This window comes from Flavobacterium sp., assembly GCF_013822155.1.
Lineage (GTDB): Bacteria > Bacteroidota > Bacteroidia > Flavobacteriales > Flavobacteriaceae > Flavobacterium.
In genome coordinates this window covers 29,599-50,280 of sequence record NZ_PNJW01000017.1, presented here as the reverse complement: position 1 = coordinate 50,280, position 20,682 = coordinate 29,599, and the positions used below count along the sequence as shown (strand labels likewise).

General features: G+C 32.6%; 22 protein-coding genes, 1 pseudogene and 1 riboswitch. Of the genes and pseudogenes, 19 read left to right on the top strand and 4 right to left on the bottom strand.

Features of this window, described 5'->3' with window-relative positions; genetic code table 11:
• Nucleotides 1-293 (top strand): hypothetical protein (locus C0512_RS06405; protein ID WP_290859844.1); only part of this gene is annotated, 293 nt, incomplete at its 5' end.
• A 138-nt stretch (nucleotides 294-431) separates the two neighbouring features.
• The gene (locus tag C0512_RS06400; RefSeq protein WP_290859842.1) at nucleotides 432-1,577 is read left to right on the top strand and encodes a GIY-YIG nuclease family protein; all 1,146 of its coding nucleotides are present in this window, start codon (nucleotides 432-434) and stop codon (nucleotides 1,575-1,577) included.
• A 281-nt stretch (nucleotides 1,578-1,858) separates the two neighbouring features.
• On the opposite strand, the gene C0512_RS06395 is transcribed toward C0512_RS06400, so the two are convergent.
• Genes C0512_RS06395 through C0512_RS06385 form a run of 3 tightly spaced genes read right to left on the bottom strand, consistent with a single transcriptional unit; the run spans nucleotide 1,859 to nucleotide 3,044 of the window.
• On the bottom strand, nucleotides 1,859-2,155 hold the full coding sequence (locus tag C0512_RS06395; RefSeq protein WP_290859840.1) for a helix-turn-helix transcriptional regulator: 297 nt from the start codon (nucleotides 2,153-2,155) through the stop codon (nucleotides 1,859-1,861).
• A 14-nt stretch (nucleotides 2,156-2,169) separates the two neighbouring features.
• On the bottom strand, nucleotides 2,170-2,376 hold the full coding sequence (locus C0512_RS06390; protein WP_290859839.1) for a hypothetical protein: 207 nt from the start codon (nucleotides 2,374-2,376) through the stop codon (nucleotides 2,170-2,172).
• Entirely contained in the window at nucleotides 2,352-3,044 is a 693-nt protein-coding gene (locus C0512_RS06385; RefSeq protein ID WP_290859837.1) for a hypothetical protein, read from the bottom strand. Before C0512_RS06385 ends, C0512_RS06390 begins: the two co-directional genes overlap by 25 nt.
• A gap of 301 nt (nucleotides 3,045-3,345) precedes the next feature.
• On the opposite strand from C0512_RS06385, the gene C0512_RS06380 reads away from it, so the two are divergent.
• The 17 genes and pseudogenes from C0512_RS06380 to ygiD all read left to right on the top strand — a co-directional run bounded on the left by C0512_RS06380 (nucleotide 3,346) and on the right by ygiD (nucleotide 19,418).
• Entirely contained in the window at nucleotides 3,346-4,182 is an 837-nt protein-coding gene (locus C0512_RS06380; RefSeq protein WP_290859835.1) for a competence protein CoiA family protein, read from the top strand.
• 425 nt (nucleotides 4,183-4,607) lie between these two features.
• Complete coding sequence (locus tag C0512_RS06375; RefSeq protein ID WP_290859833.1) at nucleotides 4,608-5,861, top strand: alpha/beta hydrolase-fold protein; 1,254 nt, start codon at nucleotides 4,608-4,610, stop codon at nucleotides 5,859-5,861.
• 137 nt (nucleotides 5,862-5,998) lie between these two features.
• Nucleotides 5,999-6,478 (top strand): hypothetical protein, encoded by a 480-nt coding sequence (locus tag C0512_RS06370; protein WP_290859831.1) that lies wholly within the window; start codon nucleotides 5,999-6,001, stop codon nucleotides 6,476-6,478.
• 776 nt (nucleotides 6,479-7,254) lie between these two features.
• Nucleotides 7,255-8,037, top strand: a complete 783-nt coding sequence (locus C0512_RS06365) for a class I SAM-dependent methyltransferase (protein ID WP_290859829.1) — start codon at nucleotides 7,255-7,257, stop codon at nucleotides 8,035-8,037.
• 44 nt (nucleotides 8,038-8,081) lie between these two features.
• Complete coding sequence (locus C0512_RS06360; RefSeq protein WP_290859827.1) at nucleotides 8,082-9,722, top strand: hypothetical protein; 1,641 nt, start codon at nucleotides 8,082-8,084, stop codon at nucleotides 9,720-9,722.
• Between the two features lie 86 nt (nucleotides 9,723-9,808).
• Complete coding sequence (locus C0512_RS06355) at nucleotides 9,809-10,513, top strand: hypothetical protein (protein ID WP_290859826.1); 705 nt, start codon at nucleotides 9,809-9,811, stop codon at nucleotides 10,511-10,513.
• A 6-nt stretch (nucleotides 10,514-10,519) separates the two neighbouring features.
• A pseudogene (locus C0512_RS06350) lies at nucleotides 10,520-10,729 on the top strand (cation transporter dimerization domain-containing protein); the annotation flags it as partial.
• A 57-nt stretch (nucleotides 10,730-10,786) separates the two neighbouring features.
• The gene (locus C0512_RS06345; protein WP_290859825.1) at nucleotides 10,787-11,140 is read left to right on the top strand and encodes a DUF2200 domain-containing protein; all 354 of its coding nucleotides are present in this window, start codon (nucleotides 10,787-10,789) and stop codon (nucleotides 11,138-11,140) included.
• Between the two features lie 54 nt (nucleotides 11,141-11,194).
• Nucleotides 11,195-11,584 (top strand): hypothetical protein, encoded by a 390-nt coding sequence (locus C0512_RS06340; protein ID WP_290859824.1) that lies wholly within the window; start codon nucleotides 11,195-11,197, stop codon nucleotides 11,582-11,584.
• 119 nt (nucleotides 11,585-11,703) lie between these two features.
• Nucleotides 11,704-12,081, top strand: a complete 378-nt coding sequence (locus tag C0512_RS06335) for a hypothetical protein (RefSeq protein ID WP_290859823.1) — start codon at nucleotides 11,704-11,706, stop codon at nucleotides 12,079-12,081.
• Nucleotides 12,082-12,307: 226 nt separating this feature from the next.
• Nucleotides 12,308-13,531, top strand: a complete 1,224-nt coding sequence (locus C0512_RS06330; protein WP_290859821.1) for a cation:proton antiporter — start codon at nucleotides 12,308-12,310, stop codon at nucleotides 13,529-13,531.
• Nucleotides 13,532-13,656: 125 nt separating this feature from the next.
• Nucleotides 13,657-13,722, top strand: a riboswitch (Fluoride riboswitch).
• A gap of 30 nt (nucleotides 13,723-13,752) precedes the next feature.
• Nucleotides 13,753-15,063 (top strand): voltage-gated chloride channel family protein, encoded by a 1,311-nt coding sequence (locus C0512_RS06325; RefSeq protein ID WP_290859820.1) that lies wholly within the window; start codon nucleotides 13,753-13,755, stop codon nucleotides 15,061-15,063.
• A gap of 119 nt (nucleotides 15,064-15,182) precedes the next feature.
• A complete protein-coding gene (locus tag C0512_RS06320) occupies nucleotides 15,183-15,725 on the top strand; it encodes an inorganic diphosphatase (RefSeq protein WP_290859819.1) in 543 nt (180 codons plus the stop codon).
• Nucleotides 15,726-15,917: 192 nt separating this feature from the next.
• Nucleotides 15,918-17,114 (top strand): PAS domain-containing sensor histidine kinase, encoded by a 1,197-nt coding sequence (locus tag C0512_RS06315; RefSeq protein ID WP_290859818.1) that lies wholly within the window; start codon nucleotides 15,918-15,920, stop codon nucleotides 17,112-17,114.
• 220 nt (nucleotides 17,115-17,334) lie between these two features.
• The gene (locus C0512_RS06310) at nucleotides 17,335-18,168 is read left to right on the top strand and encodes a S1-like domain-containing RNA-binding protein (protein WP_290859817.1); all 834 of its coding nucleotides are present in this window, start codon (nucleotides 17,335-17,337) and stop codon (nucleotides 18,166-18,168) included.
• Nucleotides 18,169-18,205: 37 nt separating this feature from the next.
• Nucleotides 18,206-18,487: a hypothetical protein gene (locus C0512_RS06305; RefSeq protein WP_290859816.1), complete on the top strand. Its 282-nt coding sequence runs from the start codon at nucleotides 18,206-18,208 to the stop codon at nucleotides 18,485-18,487.
• Nucleotides 18,488-18,611: 124 nt separating this feature from the next.
• Nucleotides 18,612-19,418: a 4,5-DOPA dioxygenase extradiol gene (gene ygiD, locus C0512_RS06300; protein WP_290859848.1), complete on the top strand. Its 807-nt coding sequence runs from the start codon at nucleotides 18,612-18,614 to the stop codon at nucleotides 19,416-19,418.
• A gap of 14 nt (nucleotides 19,419-19,432) precedes the next feature.
• On the opposite strand, the gene C0512_RS06295 is transcribed toward ygiD, so the two are convergent.
• A complete protein-coding gene (locus C0512_RS06295; RefSeq protein ID WP_290859814.1) occupies nucleotides 19,433-20,665 on the bottom strand; it encodes a serine hydrolase in 1,233 nt (410 codons plus the stop codon).
• Nucleotides 20,666-20,682: the final 17 nt, after the last annotated feature.

Here is a 20,682-nt window from a genome sequence, read left to right as displayed (position 1 = left end):
GGAATGATGCAGGTGTTTTATATCAAGGGTATGCATTTAAAAATTTAAATAAAGAAAAAGCTATTCAGTTTTTAAATTTAATTTATTCTTCAATAGAAAAGCACTCTAGTTTTTTACAACAAAATAATGACAATAATAATATTGTATTTAAGTTTGATGATATGGAAGTTTTAATATGGACAACATCAGATGGATATAACATCAGAATATTTTGGAATAGCTTTGATGCCAGTTGGGAAAAGACAGCCTATTTGCGTTCGAAAAAACGTTTTGAAAAAAAAATCAAAGAATAGTTCTTTAAATAATTGGTATGTATAACTTTTATTTGGTTATTTTTGAAGGAGAGTTCTATTCATAAGATGGTTTTTAGACGTACTGAAGTTATGCGTCATGCTCGGGAACAGTCTGTCTATATGAAACAAACTGAGTAAATGAAATTATACGAATTATCACAGCTACCATTTAAGGAACGATTTAAGTTTGTTAATGACCTTCTGGAAAGCAATACAGAACTTTCTACTGATGAAAAATTAGTCATTGATATTTTTGAGGCCACAAATGAATGGTTTCAAAAACCAACCAATCAATGTGAACCTAATTTGATTTCTAAGCTTAAGGACGAAAAATGGGGGCTCCCGCCTTTTTTTGAAACCATATATGAAATACAGGAGAAATATTTAATTGAGAAGTTATCAAAAAATGAAAGACAAAGAATATTTGATGAATGTAAAGAAACATGGTGTTTATATTACCCTGATTTTTACAGAATTTCTGAAATAATGTTGGAATTTAACACTAATGAGATGTTAGTTGAATTTAGAAAACATTCTCCACCGTCATTTATACGTGAAAGAGCAAGTGAAGTTTATAAAAAATGTCTTTCATATAAAGTAAAACTCAAAAACCATAAAATAGACAATTTAGGTTACTCCTATACCCCTGGATCCTATTGTATAGATTTCAGTAAAGTTATACTTTTTACAAATGAATACGCAGATTGGGGGCAAAAAGCATCTTATTTTTGGAATAAAATTTATTCTTTGCAGGATAAATACAATTCTTTATATGCTTATGAAGATTGGAAAAGGTATATTAAACATAGTGAGGTATTAAAAGAAAAAAAAGAAGAAATTCAAAAGCTACATGATGATACTCTTACATTACTAAATGCAGGAAATGAAATGGTTCTCAAACATAACAAAGCAATTACAGAAGAATATAACACAAACGCTTTTGAAATGTCTATATACGAAAGGGAATTAGAAATCGCACTAACGTGTGATGTCAATAATGCCTCTGAAGAAGAGTATTGTTATGTATATACTTTGGAGTGTGAATTATTTGTTTTTTATGTCGGAATTGCTGGGAGTCCAAGAGAGAGATTTGAACAACATATAAGAGGTGCTTTTAGTAATGAATCTAATTTATTCAAATCAAAATTCATCCAAAAATTTCATTCAGAAGTAAAACAAAAAATTATCTATGAAGGAACTAGAAGAGATTGCAAAAAATTTGAGAGAGAATATATTTCTAAATATAATCCTCTTGGAAACATGACTGAAGGTGGAGAAGGTTAAAAACCCAAACACATAGCAACTACTACAACGGATTTGGGCAATTGGCTTAATGGAAAAATGGTTTTGTATTTGGAATAATTTGGCAAATCCGAAAATATGGCTTAATTTAGTCCCAAACCCGCTGTAATCCCAAGACTTTGGAGAAAAAGTCTCCACCTTTTCTCCAACAATCGGGAACTTCACGAGGAGAAAGGCTCTCTTTCAGACCTTCTCTCAACTCGACCTTTGAGAAATCTCAAAACTCAAGCTTGCTATAAGATATACCTGAACACCCGAACAGATCAAGATTGGGGCTTTATTGTATCCACAAGTACAGATTTAATAGCTGTATTCAATAACTCAAATACTGCTTTTTTGTCTTCTGGCACATCTTCATCAGTTATTGAAAAAAGTAATAAATATGAAACTGGAATACCAAGTGCCTTAGAAATTTTTTCAATAGTTGATTTCTGAGGAAAAGTAACATTTGTTTCAATTAAACTGAGTGCATTAACTGATACGCCACACATTTCGGCTAAATCTTTTTGACCTAGCTCTTTTTGCTTTCTTAAAGTTTTTATTGCTGCTCCAATATTCATAATTAATGCTAAGTTTAGCTTCCTATATCTAAACCAAACAGTTTTAAAATTGCCTCACTGATACCGTAAATAGCGATGACTTTTTTAGCAAAATCATCTAAATCGAAATCGTCGTCAGTGTTAGCGTGTCTGTTTGATAATATTTTAATTAATGTTTTTTTATCCTTTGCTGATAAGTCGCTTTGCTTAATGTTTTTTAGAAGTAATTTATATTTTGACATAAGAGTTGTTGCTTGAAATTAAATTTTAGATTAATTGCAGCTTCTCTTAAATAGTTGTACATATTAGAGAAGCTAAAAAATGAATTTGCTAAACTAATATGATCTTCTTCGGCAGTGAAAATATGATAATGACTCGAAATTAATATTGGTGATAATTTGGCTCGCAGGTCATTATTGATTTTACGAAATCTAATTTTTATGATTCTTGAAATTCTTGATGCTATATAAGCAAATTTTCCTAATGTTCTAGTATAGGGTTTAGAGTAGGCAACTCTGTAAAAGAAATCACGAATTAAAACACTATCCAATTTTGATGATAAAATTTCATCAATTGTCAAATAATTAGGAAATGATAATATATAATCCCCATAATGTGTTTCGTTAACGAATTGTGCAAAAAAGTTTCTTAAACTATCAAGCTCTTTTTGATCTATATTCTTACGATTTTTCTTCGTTTCATTAAATAAATGTTTAACTGCACCAATATACCAAGATACAATAACTGCCAAATGCTTTCTTGTTAACAGAAAAAAAGTTACTTCATTTGGAACGTAAAATCCAGCCTCTCTGAGGATGCTAATAATTGTCTGTTCAGATATTCCTATTTTTTTTGATAAATCAAAAATCCTAATACTTTTATTATCGATTTTCATACTTGATACTGACATAGTATATAATTTTGGTCAAAGATAAGTAAAAAAATTAAATTCAATCCATTATTTGGATTTTTTTTTAAATAAACATAAAAAAGACATGAAATATATTTATTTATAATAGCTACGTCTTACAGCATATATTAAACTTCTTGGCTAGTTTTCTGTATTTTGTTCAATTAATTTTATTATTTTCGTTATGTGATAGTGAAGAAAACTAGGTCGCCAAGTCTCCATGAGTTCTAACATGGGAACATTATTGGCAAGCATTAGATAATGCTTTGAGAAAATAAATAATCTTCAAAAAATCTAAAATATGCACTTTGCTTTATTAGGTAATAATCGAATAGAAGCTCAACCGAAACTTAACGGATTGTGTTCTTGTTGTTCGAAGCCCGTTATTGCAAAATGTGGTACACGAAAAATTTGGCATTGGGCACATAAAAGCAAAACAGATTGTGATAATTGGTGGGAACCGGAAACAGAGTGGCACCGAACTTGGAAAAACAATTATTCTGCTGATTGGCAAGAAATATCTTTGCTTAATAAAAGAACAGGTGAAAAGCATATTGCAGATGTTCGTACAGTTCATAATCTAGTTATAGAGTTTCAACATTCACATATTAATCCTCAAGAACGAACCTCACGAGAACAGTTTTATAAAAATATGGTTTGGGTTGTTGATGGAACACGCCTAAAAAGAGATTATCCTCGTTTTCTCAAAGAGTGGAAAAGTGACGGAATTAGTGAAGTACATCAAACAGACAAATCGGGAATATTTAAGGTTTGGTTTCCAGAGTTTTGTTTCCCAGAACATTGGCTTAAAAGTTCAGTACCGGTTATTTTTGATTTTCGAGGAGACGGTTCAATGGACGATTCCGAAGGTTTGCGAAATACTCTTTACTGTTTATTCCCGCAATTTGGAAGACATGCCAGAGTTGCTAAGATTTCACGTAAAGCTTTCATAAAAGCAACTACTAATGGAGAATGGACTTTGCGAGTTCTAGATTTCATAAATGAATTTAGAATACAAGATGAAATAGAACTAAGAAAACAGCAACAAACAATGCCACACTCATCAAATAAAATAATTTATACATGGAGAGGAATTCCACTCATTGGTGGCTACAAAAAAAACCGAAAGCGTCTTTAAGTATCGTACAAACTTACTCGTATATGAAGGCTATAATTATATGCCTGCAATTAAATAATGTAACTGATTGCCAACCTGTTCAAAGAATAAAATTTTCAAAATAATTTTAAAAAACAACCTCGTTTAGTGCTATCTAAGTGGGGTTTGTTTTTTAATGTTCTGAAAACTACTATATTTACTTTTGGATTAAGGAGGAAGTGGATTGAGGAGATTGCTTCGCCAGTTCGCTATCGCTCGTGTCCTCCTGCGTCGGAATGACAAAGGGGGTGGAGAAAGAAGGTGGAAAAGGTTTTTAATTTATAGTTTTGGTTATATTTGTAATTGACAGTGAATGAAATACGCAACTTTTTGTAGCTGCAAAAAGTTATGCGGCATGCTTAGCAGAGGATAATAACGTTAAAAATTTAATCAAAATATATTGAAAAATGAAAAAAACAATTTTACTCTTCCTTTTTAGCTTTTTAACTAACCTTGTTTTTGCTCAAGGAAAAGTGGAAAAAGGAACTATCGTTATCGGCAAAACTGACAGCATCCAATCTAAAATATTGGGTGAACAAAGGAAAATTTGGGTGCATGTACCTAAAGGTGTTAATGAAAAATATCCCGTAGTTTATGTATTGGATGGTAACGGACATTTTTCATCTGTGGTAGGTATGATTCAGCAATTGAGTACCATCAACGGTAATACGATGTGTCCGAAAATGATTGTAGTGGGTATTCCAAACACTGACCGAACAAGGGACCTGACACCTACCCACATTGATCCAAGGGTTGATAGTGACCCACCAAATGTGACGCTTGCCGATACTACTTTTTATAAAACTTCGGGTGGTGGCGAAAACTTTATTGCCTTTATTGAGAAGGAGCTGATGCCACACATAGAAGCCAACTATCCTACAGCACCCTATAAAATGCTCATAGGACATTCATTTGGAGGTTTGGCGGTGATGCAAACTTTTGTTCATCACAACGATTTGTTTAATTCTTATATCTGTATTGACCCAAGTATGTGGTGGGATAAAGAAAAGCTTTTGAAAGAAACGCAAAAGGCTTTGGCGGAAAAGAAGTTTGATGGGAAATCATTTTATCTTGGAATCGCCAATACGTTGGATGAAGGTATGAATATAGCGACTGCAGCAAAAGATACTTCCGGCGATACAAAACATATCCGTTCTATATTAGCCTTGCAAAGTTCATTTGAGAAGAACACTAAAAATGGCTTAAAGTATCGTGGTAAATATTATCCTGATGATACACACGGTTCTGCTCCACTCATCACCGAATATGATGCGTTGCGTTTTTTCTTCGATTTTTTCCCTTTAAAACTCACTATGAAAGATTTCACAGATTCTACGGGGACTTTGGCCACTAAATATCAAAACCACTATACCCTTCTATCTCAAAAAATGGGGTATCAAATAAAGCCTAATGAAGATGAAATCAATTCTATGGGTTATGATTTTTTAGGCAGAAAAATTTATAAAACTGCGGAAAGCCTTTTTAAACTCAATATTGTCAATTACCCTGAAAGTGTTAATGTATATGATTCCTATGGTGATTATTTTATAGCGGTTGGCGATAAAGCAAATGCAATAATTCAATTGAAAAAAGCATTATCAATTGAGGAAAATGAAATTTCGAGGAAGAAATTAAATGAACTTGAAGGGATAAAAAAGTAAGATGATTGTGGAGATTGCTTTGCAGTTTGCTATCGCTCGGGTGGTTTTTAAATAATGGGTTTAGTTTAGTGTTGGGAGTTTGGTGTGGTGGTTTGTTTTAATGTGAAGAAAAACTAAGGGAATTTATAAACAATTATATGAAAAATTTAATGTTAGCATTTGTTATGCTTGTGATTGTACAAAATTTACATTCTCAAAATGTTTTTAAAGAGGATATAATTGGGGTATGGAAACTAAAACAAAAAAATGATTCTGACACTTTTTTAAATTTTGGTGAATACCTTAGATTTATCAATAATGAAATTCATTTTTTTGAAATTGAAGATGGCGAAGAAACAAATGCAACGGTTATTAAATTTAAATTTATGGACAAGATTGATTTTCTCGGAAAGGATTTAGTCACCATTTATGGTCAATTAATTAAATTTCCAAATGGAGAAGTTTGGGAGCTGAAATTTGAAAATGTTAATGATGAAACTAGACTAATTTGGATTCCAAGGCAAAATAGTAATGGAGAATTTATAATGATACTTGATGAAAGAAGAATTATTAAAGATCCTGAAAAAAGAAAGAAAGCTTATGAGAGAGAGATATACACATACTATATTAAATTATAATAATTTTGTTTGTGTAGTTTGAAAGGATTTTAAATGTTGAGGTTTTTTGATTTGGAGGAAGTGGATTGCGGAGATTCCTCCTGCGTCGGAATGACAAAGGGGGGTGGAGAAAGGGAGTAGAAAAGGATTGAGGAAAAGGATTGAGGGACTTCGACAGGCTCAGTCTGACAGAGTGCATTTGAATTGAGTTTGGGTTTATGCATTGAGATTGCTTCGCCAGTTCGCTATCGCTCGGATGGTTGATTTAAATAATGGGTTTAGTTTAGTGTTGAAGTTGGTGTGGTGGGGGGACGTTGACATTAATTTGCCTGAAAATATCTTTAAGAATGTTCGATTTAGAATTTTATTTGTATGGGATAATTCCAATGATATTTGGAATTCTGATTATGTGGAAATCAATTCAAATTTCTACTAAAAGAAGAAAGATTGTATATTGGATTATTACACTTATAATTTTTGTTTCTTTTTCATTAGCTGAATATATATTATTTTTAATGATTTTTACTGAAGCTTGGCCGACATATACACCTCACATTTTATTGATTCTAAATTTAATCTTGTTAGTCATTCAGATTTTGATAAAGAATTTGAAATCGTGAATTATATTCTAAGTAAACTTTCGTTTAAAGTAGTTTGCAACAAATGCGAGTTTTGGGTTAAAAATGAAGTGGATTGTGGGACTTCGACAGACTCAGTCTGACATTGTGCATTTAATTAGGTTTTGATAAACAGAGAACTTAAAAAGAGCAAAAATAAATTTTATTATACATTAGATTTTGGAAGACAAAAAAAGCAGTAATTATAAAGTAGGCGATTTGATTTATGATACAACCATTTATGATGGTTTGAATACGTTTTTATCGGATTTGCCTTTTTATAAAAAGTGGTTACCCAAAAATAAGGATGCTAAAATACTTGAGCTTTGTTGTGGTACAGGTAGACTTACGTTACCCCTTGCCAAAGACGGATATGCAATAAGTGGGGTGGATAACTCTTTTTCTATGCTGGAACAAGCAAAAGTGAAAGCTATTGAAGCGGGATTAGAAGTTGAGTTTATAGAAGCTGACATCAGGGCTTTGGACTTGCCGGAAAAATATGATTTGATTTTTATTCCGTTTAATTCAATTCATCATTTATATCAAAATGAAGATTTGTTTATGGCCTTTAGTGCGGTTAAGAAACACCTAAAAAAAGGCGGGTTGTTTTTGCTGGATTGTTATAATCCATCTATTCATTATATTGTTGAAGGCGAAAAGGAATTAAAAGAAATTGCCGAATATACCACAAACGATGGTAGAAAGGTATTGATAAAACAAGTGATGCGATATGAACGTAAAACTCAGATTAATCGAATTGAATGGCATTATTTTATAAATGGTCAATTTGATTCTATTCAAAATTTAGATATGAGAATGTATTTTCCACAAGAATTAGATAGTTATTTGAAAGGGAATGGTTTTACTATTATTGATAAGTTTGGTGGTTTTGACGAGGAAGCATTTACTGATGATTCAGAAAAACAGGTATTTGTTTGTCAATGTATTGCTGGTGATAATTAATTATTTTATTATACTTGAATAGAAATTTGATTAAAAGCTATTTTATGGGTTTAAATTGTTTGCACAAACCGTTGTTTTATTTTTTTACGTTGTTGTTTTTTATTCAATGTACTACTGATGATGGTCCGACAGTTCCGGACAATGCTGTTTTTGTTCCACAAACGGAGTTGATTAGTTTAATTGGGGATGCCAATTTGTTAACGTTGACTTGGAAACCGGTGGTGATAGATGATTTTATCCGTTATAGCGTTTATCGGTTTGAATCGTATACGGATGATAACATTAATCAAGCGGTGATTTTTAATTCAGGAGAGCTTGTATTTGAAAGCAATGATAATTTAACAACTGTTTATGTGGATGATGAAGTGCCTTTTAATTCTTTTATACATTATGCCATTGTTACAGAATATATTCATCCCGACGGTTATGCTGCACAAGCAATTAGTGTAAATTATCTTTCTTATGAGAATGAAAATTTATCTTTTATGGTTACTTCATTAGAGCAATTGGCGGATGGAAGTTTGCAATTGACTTGGGAAGAAGATAGCAATAACGGTTTTGAAAAATATACTGTTGCTATGATTGATTCAGAGGGAATTTGGCCGAGTGAAGCAGTTTTTATCAACGGAACTGTTTTGTCGGTTCAATTAAATCAGGGAAATACCAGTGCAAATGATACTAATCAATATAAACGGAATACTTTAACTTATGCTGTTTCTAAGGTTATTAACGGGAAAACGATATACAGTAAAAATTCCTTGACGATTACTAACCCAAGAAGTTTTGATTTTAGGCCGAAACAAACGCTTAAGAACCCCTATAATGAGGAAGAAATGATTCTTATTGATTTTGACGGAGCGGTGGTTTTTTATAATATCAATTCGCTCAGCAGGACTACCGTTTTAACGAATGCTGAGAACTATTTTTGTTCGATTGGGGAGTATAATGGTGTTTATGATTTGTATGTTCCGATTTCAGGAGGAAAAGTTTTGGTTATTGACTTGGTTACGCATTTGGTTAAAGAAACCTTGAGTTTTACTGCGGATATTGATTATAATATTATATCGGCTATTCCAATTAATGGAAACATTGTGTTTTTAGAAAAACATCGGTATGCAGACATTGGCGGAATGTTTGTTTATAATCGGGCAACACAAACCGTTATAAACAGGGATGGTGTTTATAGCATGCAATCGAATTCAAAACTTGTGTATGGACAGGATAACTATTTTTTCAGTATATGGAATGATGGATTGGAGTATGGTACTGTGTCGGCAATTAGAAGGTTAACCATTAACGGAAATGCCGTAACGATAGATTTGCTTTTTAATGAATCAAAAACAGACAGTAGATTGTTTGCTATTTCGGAAGATAAGAGTTATATTGTTAGTACGAATTTAGGTTTTCATTCAGATGTTGATTACCAAAATTTTACGGAGGATACGACTGAAAGGTATGGACAGAATCAGTTTTTTGGTGATGCTAAAATTATTGAAAATAATACCCTTTATTTTGCTCTACCGAATGAGTTGCAGATTGCCGTTTTTGAAAAAAACAACTTTGCAGCATCAATAAATCAATATGTAACTAGTGGAATTCCGTTGTTTTTGGAGGTTTTTGATACTAAAATTGTATCGGTTAATCAAAATGATTTCGGTTATTCTATTGAAACTATTCCGAAATGATAGTTGGTGGGGAAGGTTAGGGTTTAATTGGGTTTTAATTGTGTGGGGTTGATTATTTTATGTTTTAAACGGTTTAATTTGAAAAAATGAAAGGAATAATTTTAGGCTTCACTCTTTTTGTTTTAGTTGGTTGCAATTCAAAAGCACAAAACACTACGGATTTAAATCAAGCCGGAAATGAGCAAGAACAAAATAACGTTCAATTAACGGGAGCACAACTTGTGTTGGAATTAGAAAAACTTAATTTTTTTAATTTAACTGAAAAGGAAGATTTAAAAGCAACGAAAGCTGAATTTGAAAAGTCGTATATTGAGCTAAATTACTTTGGAGGTCTTATGAAAGGTGAAAGTATGCTTTTCACGGATAACCGATTTTATTTTATTGATACTGAAACTTTGTTTGAAGTGGGCGGTTTGAAGGAATATCTAGAGACGGTAAAAAAGACGTTTGATAAACTAAACTTGAAACTAATAATTTCTGAAGAATTTAGCCATCAAACGGAAAAGCACTGGACACATAAAATAAAACTTAACGGGAAAGAATACATTGCCTATGATAATGATTTTGGTGAATATGATTGGGGTATTTCATTTGTGAATTTTATTGAAATGCTAAACGACCAATTGAAATTACAACATAGTAAAGAGCAATTTTATCCAATAAGTTCGGGAAATGACGGAAGAATGGTTTTACTGACTAAAGAGCAATTTGAATTTGTACAAGCAAATTATCCAAACGATAAAGAGCAACCAAAAGAAATCAGCGTTTTGAAAAAAGGGTATGGTTTGTAATAAAAAGTATCTTTGAAAGTTAACGGTATTCTTGGTCCTGAAAAGTGTTTTATCAGAAAGGCCGAGATGAAATATCATGTTGATTTACATGCATTAGTTGATTCGAAAATAACAGTGAAGGAAGGTCATGATTTAGCACATCAATTAAAAGATACTTTATGGAGCGAAATAATGGAATTAAGCCACGTTTTAATTCATATTGAACCTAATGAATGAAGGGGTTATTGAAAGAATGAGTTAAGAATAGAAGAGTAGTTATTATTAATAGAACTTATGAAGGATAATAGCAGAGTTTTTAAAATGTCTTTTGCAAGCGTGTATCCACATTATGTGCAAAAGGCTGAGCGAAAAGGGCAATCAAAAGCAAATGTTGATGCCATAATTTTTTGGTTGACAGGCTATAATGAAGCGACCTTGCAAGCTCACTTGGAACAAAAAACTGATTTTGAAACTTTTTTTGCAGCAGCACCGGCATTAAACCCGAATGTTTCGAAAATTACGGGAGTTATTTGTGGTTATCGCGTGGAAGAAATTGAAGATGAACTTATGCAAAAGATTCGTTATTTGGATAAGTTGATTGATGAATTGGCCAAAGGAAAGGCGATGGATAAAATTTTAAGGAAGTAGAGAGTTGAAATTTGAGGAGATTGCTCCTTTGAGAATTGACAAGGAAATAGTATTATGATTATAGAAATTGCAAGGTGGATTTTGATTGTTTTTGGCGTTTTTTTTATCATCGTTGGTGTTGTAATGCTTTTTAAACCGTCGATTGCACGAGCTACTTTGCGTAAGGCAGGAAGTACAAATTTGATTAATTATGGTGAAATTACAGTGCGAATGATTCCGGCCGTTGCGTTGATTTTATTTTCAGCTCATTCAATGTATCCGACAGTTTTTACTTTATTTGGTTGGTTTATGCTACTGACTTCTTTGGTGTTGTATTTTGTTCCGAAACGATTGCATCATGATTTTTCGAATAAAAGTGCGGATATTTTGAAACCTGTTTATTTTCAACTTATTTCTCCTATTTCCGTTGCTATTGGAATTATGCTTATAAATGCTGTGATTTGAGTTGATTATAAGGTGCTGAATGCTTGGGTTGAGATAAAACTTTAACGCACTCACAATGTTAACACAAAAAAAGAAGTTTCCTTTTTTAATGGCTTATCTTTATAAAAAAAGAAACTATTATGTCAGAGAAAAGTAAAAAGCAGTTTGGTGTTTGGATGGATAAGCAAAATGCTATAATCGTAGGGAAAGAAGATTTTGAAGAAGGTGCATTTTTAGTCTTAGGACACGTGAATAATGCGGGACCGGAAGGCCATTCGAATGAGAAAACGACCAATAATCAAGAAATTAGCTTAACGCAGAAATTCTTTAAGGAAATTGCAAGTTTAATGCCTAACGTAGATGAAATACATTTGACGGGCACGGGTCAAGTTCAAGAGCAATTTATGAAGTTTTTAGCCGAAACACCGCAATATAAAAATGCTGTATCGAGTGAAAGCACCTCCAATAAAATGAGTGATGAGAATTTGATTCTTTATGTGGAGAACTATTTTAATTAGGTTATTATTATATTTTATTTATGAGAAACCGTTGAATTATTCAACGGTTTTTTTGTTTTAAGTAGTTGAGATATAAAGGTAATTTTTTTTTTAGAATGTTTACAATAAAGATTTTTTTGAGTTTATTAAAGGGTTTATAAAGTTTTCTATATTTGCTATGGTTTAACAATAGATTTAGAATTTAAAAAACAGTGGTATCACTCTTAATTGTTAACAGAGAAGAAACATGAATTTAGATGCTCCACATTTTGAATTACCCTTTTTTACCAACTTATTAATCTTGTTGGTAACAGCCAGAATATTTGGAGAAATATTTGAGCGATTTAAACAGCCTGCAATGATTGGAGAAATTATTGCGGGAATTATTTTAGGCCCGAGTTTACTTAATTTAATTCATAGAACAGAAGACATCAAGGTAATATCAGAATTGGGTATTTTTTTATTGGTGATTATTGCCGGATTAGAAATTAATATTGATAACATACTTAACTCTTTGAAAGGCAGAAATATAATCATTTCAATTATGGCCTTTTTTATACCTATTTTTGGAGGAATAGGAGTGGGTTATTATTTTGACCAAGATATTATGACTACGATGTTTATAGGTTTGTGTGTAGCTATAACCGCACTACCTGTAAGTATTAGAATTTTAATGGACTTGGGTAAAATCAAATCAGAAGTTGGGCAAAAAATTATTTCAGTTGCCATTTTTGATGATGTTTTGGCTTTATCCATTTTAGGTGTTTTATTGAACTTAAAAGATACAGACATGTCTGCGGGTGAAGTGACAAAAGCAGGCACAATTTCACTTTTAAAATTATTTATTTTTATTTCATTGTTGAGTTTGTCCTATTTATTAATAAAAAAGTTATTGCAAAAAGGCAATTACATTCAGGAATCATTGGACAAACTCGTTGCTTTATTAAAAGGAAAGGAGCCATTATTTGCTTTGTTTTTTGCATTTGTATTGTTATTTTCAACATTCACAGAGAGTTTAGGACTTCATTTTATTGTTGGAGCCTTTTTTGCGGCGATGTTAATCAGTGATACACTAATTGGTAAGAGCAATTTTAAAGCAATAGAAACGACAACGAGTAATATGGCTATGGGTTTTTTAGCTCCGATATTTTTTGCCGGAATAGGACTTGAATTTAATATTTCCTCCATCAGTAACATAGGTTTATTATTAGCCGTTATTGCTGTTTCTTACTTGTCAAAAATTGCGGGTGGCTATTTAGGAGGAACACTTGCCGGACTTAGCAAGCGAGTATCACTTACCTTAGGAGTAGGACTTAATGCTAGAGGAATAATGGAGCTTGTTATTGCAAATATTGCATACAAAAACGGTCTAATTAGCACTGAAATATTTTCAATATTAGTAATTATGGGTGTTTTGACGACCTTGACAACCCCATTATTACTTAAGAAAGCATTTGGAAACAGCCAATAGAAATACTACCTAAAAAGTCTTACTTTTTAAAAGTAGCGAAGAACTACTAAATATTCTCGTTTAAAAGAGAGGATTTAGATTGTAGGGATTAAAATTTGTTCTTACAAAAATAAAGTTTAATTTTACACTATATAGGAAATGGTGTTCTTCCTAAACCAACCGCCCAAAAAGCTGATGACGCCTGATCATAGTGATGTTAAATGCATTAAATCAGGATAAATATGACCAATCGTAAGCAAAAGAAATCAGCCACTCAAAAAAATAAAGTTCAATTCAAGTTATTTTTTAGAGCATACCCAGCTCTTCCATACATTATTAAATGGTTTTTAATAAGTTCCATTATAGGGGTTTGTGTAGGTTCAGCTTCTGCAGGTTTTTTAGTATCACTTGATTGGGCAACAAATTTCAGAGAAAGTCATTTGTGGCTCATTGCACTATTGCCAATAGGCGGATTACTTATAGGATTGCTTTATAATTATTTAGGAAAAGATATTGAGGCAGGAAATAATTTATTAATTGACAGCATTCATAATCCGAGAGAAAAAATACCGTTTAGAATGGCTCCGTTTGTCTATCTTGGAACAATTGCCACACATTTTTTTGGTGGTTCAGCAGGACGGGAAGGCACGGCTATACAAATGGCAGGAGCTATCGCCGATCAATTTACGAAGCCTTTTAAACTGAATCCAAGTGAACGTAAAATATTATTGATTTCAGCTATTGCTGCAGGTTTTGGTTCCATATTTGGAACACCATTAGCAGGAGCATTATTTGGTTTAGAAGTTTTCTTAATCGGAAGAATTAAATACAACGCTATCTTTCCAGCTTTTGCATCGGCTATTATTGCTGATTTAGTAACTGACTTGTGGCAAGTTGAGCACACTCATTATCATATAGATTTTATTCCACAAATAGGAACACTTCCCATTTTATACAGCATTTTAGCAGGAATAGCTTTTGGTTTGTGTGCGGCTTCGTTTAGTAAAATTATACATTATGTTACTTCAATTTTTAAAAGAAAAGTTAGTTATGCACCCCTTCGTCCATTTATTGGTGGTATTATCGTTGCATTAGCCGTTTTTGCCATTGGCACGACTAAATATATAGGATTAGGAATTCCAACCATAGTTGAATCGTTTAATCAACAAGCTCCAATTTATGACTTCGCTCTAAAAATGGCATTTACCATTGTTACCCTCTCTGCCGGTTTTAAAGGTGGAGAAGTTACACCGTTGTTTTTTATCGGAGCAACTTTAGGAAGTGCCTTGTCGTTATTTATTCCTTTACCAACAGGACTTTTGGCAGGAATGGGCTTTGTGGCTGTGTTTGCAGGAGCTACTAATACTCCTTTGGCCTGTATATTTATGGCTGTGGAACTCTTTGGAGTAGAATGTGGTATTTATGTAGCTATTGCCTGTGTGGTTTCTTATCTGATTTCAGGTCACAATAGTATTTATAACAAACAAGTTATTGGTGAGGCTAAACATTCAAATTTTGAGAGTCATTCCGGAAAAAATATTAATCAAGTATAAGAAAATGAAACTGACTGAAAATAATCAACGAGGAATAAATGAAATTGCTGTTGTTTTAGAAAAATCAAAGTTTGACAGAATTAAAGTATTCAAAATAAAAAAATATAAATATCAAAAAAATGAAAAATAAATTTAATGCTTGGCATGATGTTTCACCGGGAGATAATTTACCGGAAATTGTAAACGGAATCATTGAAATTCCAAAAGGGACGAGAGCAAAATATGAACTAGACAAGGAAAGCGGGCTATTAATTTTGGACCGAGTTCTTTATTCATCGGTTTATTATCCTGCGAATTATGGTTTTATACCGCAGAGTTACTGTGATGATAAAGATCCGCTGGATATTTTAATTTTATCACAGATTGACATTGTTCCTATGTGCATTGTTCCTGCAAAAGTAATTGGGGTAATGCGAATGCTGGATAACGGAGAAGCAGATGACAAAATAATTGCAGTTGCTGCAGGCGATCCAAGTGTTAGTCACATCAATGATATATCAGAACTACCCTTGCATTTTATTTCAGAAATGCGGAGTTTCTTTGAGGATTATAAAAAGCTGGAGAAAAAAACCGTAGTAGTGGAGGATTTTTTGGATAGGGAAACTGCTATTCAAATTCTTCAGGACAGTTTTAAAATGTATCAAGAGAAATTTAACGTATAAGAATGTTTTAGAAGTATAGGTGTTTCTGTTAATGATTTTACAAATGGTTTTATTGTGCTTTAAAACCAATACATTTGCTAATTAATCAATAAAAATAAGTTTTTGGTATAGTTTTTAGTGAGAGTTGTGTTACGAGCATTAACGGTAAACACACTACCACAATCATTCTATTTGACAATAAAAATAAATTCAATGGAAAACAATCAAGATAATTCTAAAATCATAAGAAATAAATATGTACCCACTTCAGAGTTTTATAGTCAAATAATTGACAGCTTACAGGATTATTCCATTTTTACATTAGATAAAGAGTTTATCATCAACAGCTGGAGTTCGGGCTCGACCAGGATATTTGGTTATGAAACAGATGAAGTTATCGGAAAGTCTTTTGATGTAATCTTTACGGAAGAAGATTTGAAAAATGATATTCCGAAAAAAGAAATTGAAACCGCTTTAAAAGAAGGCAGAGCAACAGATAATCGTTGGCACATTGCAAAAGATAAGAGTTTGTTTTATGCTTACGGATTAGTTTTTCCACTAATTGGTTTAGATGGTGATTTGTTGGGTTACGTAAAAATTTTACGTGATTTGACAGACCGTAAACAATCTGAAGATGCAATTAAGAATTATGTCAAAGAATTAGAAGAGCTTAATACACACAAAGAAAGTGTGATGGCCATACTTTCGCATGATTTGCGTAGTCCGTTGTCTGCCATTATTGGAACAGCAAAATATTTGAAAGATAATTTTCATAAAATGAAGCCTGAAGCTGTTCAGCAAATGCTTGATTTGCTCTATAAATCATCATTGGACGAATTAGATATGTTGGATTATTTGGTAGAATGGGCAAGAATTAAATATGCTTCGGATGTGTTTTCTCCCACGAAAATTAATCTAATCGAATACATTGATAAGGTTTTTGAAACTTTAAACGAAACAGCATCTATTAATACGATAAATCTTCATCACGAAATAGAAACGGATACTACTGTGTTTGCGGATGGTAAAATGTTGATTTCCATTGTTCAAAATATTGTTTCCAATGCTATAAAACATACAGAAACCGGTGGTGAAATAAAAATTTCCGCAAAAAGTAAAGATGATAAAATTATTGTTAGGGTCAAGGACACTGGAATTGGAATGTCAAAAGAAATAATGGAAAAACTTTTTACACCACAAATGAAGACTCTTTCAGAAACCAGAAAAAAGGATAAAGGAGCCGGAATAGGGTTGTTATTGGTAAAAGGATTCTTAGAGAAAAATGGTGGTGAAATTTGGGTGGAAAGTATAGAAGGAGAAGGTTCTTCGTTTTATTTTACCTTACCTATTGAGAAACCTTTGTATAAAATTGGCAGTTCAGATGAAATTATGTTTGATGAGAGTCCGTAATCTAAAAAGAGATATCATTTTTGCAAACTAATATTCTTGAGTTGAAACTTAGATTTCATAGTATACCTACTTTTTAAATGACAACTTGGAATAAATAGATTTCCTCCTTTGTTGGATTGACATAGGTAAATCTTACTATAATTTTTTCAAAGTAAAAACCACTCAATATCTGCTTCCAGAAGAGGTAAACAATTCATACCTTTGCAGAAATTGATATATTATGTTGACACTCGGAACTTTTCATACGCTACGCATCGACAGAACCACTTTGGTAGGCCTTTTTCTCACGGATGAAAAAGACGACGTGTTATTACCCATTAAATACGTTCCAAAAAAGTTTGAAATGAACGACATGATTGAGGTATTCGTCTATCTTGATCACGAAGAGCGTCCCGTGGCGACAACCCTTAAACCTTATATTACCCTGGGTGATTATGCTTTTTTACGGGTTAATTATACCAATGAATTCGGAGCTTTTCTGGATTGGGGACTTGAAAAAGATCTTTTTGTTCCTTTTCAAGAGCAAGCTCGACCCATGGAACAAGGGAAACGATACATGGTTCATATGTATTTGGACGAAAAAACAAACCGATTGGTTGGTTCCAGTAAGATTAACCAATTTCTTAGCAAAGAACCTTTACATCTTGAAAGTGGGGCAGAAGTTGATTTAATCATTTCGCATATTACCGATTTAGGAATAAACGTTATTGTTAACGGAACACACAAAGGACTTGTTTATAAAAATGAGGTGTATACTGATTCTATACGTCCCGGCGATAAGACAAAAGGTTATATTAAAATTATTCGCCCTGATGGAAAAATAGATGTAACATTTAATAGAATTGGTGTGGAAGCCATTGAAGAAAACGCACAAGTTATATTGGATGAACTTAAAGCCAGTCGTGGGTTTCTTCGTTTGAACGACAACAGCTCTCCGGATGATATAAAAACCATTTTGAAGATGAGTAAAAAAACATTCAAAAAGGCAGTAGGAACGTTATACAAACAAAAACTTATTGAAATCAAAGACGACGGAATTCATTTGTTGAGTTAAGTAATGAGGTGAAGGAAGTTTTTAAAAAGAAAATACCATGATAGCACGAAATAAATTATATCTTTTCCTGAGTATTTTTTCTTTTTTATTTTTGATCATTGGAATGTTTAAAAGTTTTGAAAAGGTTACTTATCTTGGTGTTACCTTTGATATTGTTTGGATTCCTATTCTTACACTTACGCTAACTTTACCTTTTTTGAACAGTCTTGAAATCATTAAAAACAATGATCAATTGAACTTGTATTACTGGATTGCACTGGTTTTTAATGTGATTAGTATGATTTTCATACTTCGTTATTTTGGATTAGGGTTGTTGTAATATCTTTTATTTTTTTACAAATTCTTTAACGGACATTGGTAAATTACTTCATACATTTGTATATACAAATTAATATAATTTGAAGCGTAAGGAATTTATACAAAGTATAGCAGGAGGAATTACCATGGCAACATCACTTCATGAAGAAGATATAGTACATCCGGTTCTTTTTATCGGACACGGCTCTCCCATGAATGGAATAGAGGATAATGAATTTTCAAAAATTTGGGCAAAGTTTGGACGAGAAATCAGCAAACCAAAAGCAGTGTTGGTCATTTCTGCCCATTGGTTGACAAAAGGAACACATGTAACTGCGATGGAAAACCCCAAAACGATTCATGATTTTGGTGGATTTCCTCAAGCCCTTTTTGAAGTACAGTATCCCACAAAAGGAAGTCCAGCATTGGCTCAAGAAACGGTTCAACTTATCCATTCGACAAAGGTTGGATTAGATCATGATTGGGGATTAGACCATGGGACATGGACAGTGGTTCGTCATATGTATCCCAACGCAGATATTCCGGTGTTGCAACTCAGTATCGATTATAACAAACCGCCTCACTATCACTATGAATTAGCGAAAGAATTAGCGGCTTTACGCAAAAAGGGGGTTTTAATTATCGGTAGTGGAAATATGGTGCACAATTTGGGCATGGTTGCTTGGGACAAATTAAATCAAACAAATTATGGATTTGATTGGGCCATTGAAATGAATGAAGTTTTTAAAAAAGCAATCAGTGAAGGCAATCACAAATCTTTAATTGACTACGAAAAACTAAATAAAGCAGCAAAACTAGCTATTCCGACACTGGATCATTATTATCCTTTACTTTATACGTTGGCCTTACAAAACAGCAAAGATGAACTATCATTTTTTAATGACAAGATAGTAGGAGGTTCTTTAACAATGACTTCTGTAAAAATCGGGTAACAAAAAGAGAAAATTTATTCCTTTTCTAACTCATAGGGGTAATCACCAAACAGTGCCGCAAGTTTTGTGGCTTTGTATGTTTTTAGGGTGTATTTATTGGATAGGGCAATAATCACTACAGTATCATTCTTCATGGTTGTGTAGGAAGAAGTGTTACCGTGCCACCATCCGTTGTGGTAATGTAATGTTTGCCCGGTTTCCCATTCGTTCATGCGAATGCCTAAACCATAGTTACGAATACCACGTTTTTCATAACTGTAGCCTTTTAGGGCTTCTGCCATTAAATCTTTTCTTAAAAAGGTGTTGGAATAAGTAGCTAAATCAAATTTAACTAAATCTCTCGGGGTAGAATAAATATTTTTGTCACCATAAATTGCATCGTATTGATCCCAGCCGTGAACGACATAATTTCCTTTGTAGGATTGACTAACAGCATTTTTTTGAGTATTGAAATCAATTACAAACGAATTGTTCATTTTTAAAGGTTCAAAGATTTTCTCCTGCATAACTAACGGATAGGATTTTCCGGTTACCGCTTCAATAACTAAAGCTAAAATGGCATAGTTTGTATTGCAATAATCAAAATGGGTATCATTCTTTGTATTTAAGGCCAGTTTATTTTTGCTTAATATATCAAGTACATCTTGATTTGAGAGCATTGGTTTTCGACTCCAACCTTTAATGAGTACTTCAAAGCGAGAATAATGTGGTAAACCACTTCTATGATTCAACAACGTTTTGATGGTTGTGTTTTGATAAGGAAAGCTAGGCAAATAAGTTTTTACCTTTTCGTTTAAATCGATTTTATTTTCTTGAACCAGTTTTAAAACCAGCGTAGCAGTTAAAACTTTACTCACAGATGCTAAATGAAGAGGAGTTGATTCTTCGTTGACTGTTTTTTTAGCATAATTGGCGAAGCCTTTGTACTCTTCATAAATAACTACTCCATTTTTAGCAACTATGAATCCGCCACTAAAGTCGGTTGTGCCAATATATTTTTTATAATAGGAGGAAACTTCATTTTCTTTTTCATTTCTAAATTCTTTAGAAACGGGCTTCAAATTTAATTCTAAAGGAATGGTAATTTGAGAAGAATCTGTTACTATGGTTTCTTCCGGGATGTAATGAGCTAGGAGTGGTGCCTCCACTTTTTTCTGACAGGAAAAAGCGAAAAATAAAGAAAGAATTGCTAAAGCAATCGATTTTTTAGTCATGCGTATGTGGTAATCTGCTTGTTGGTTAAACAAAACTAACCTTTTTAAAT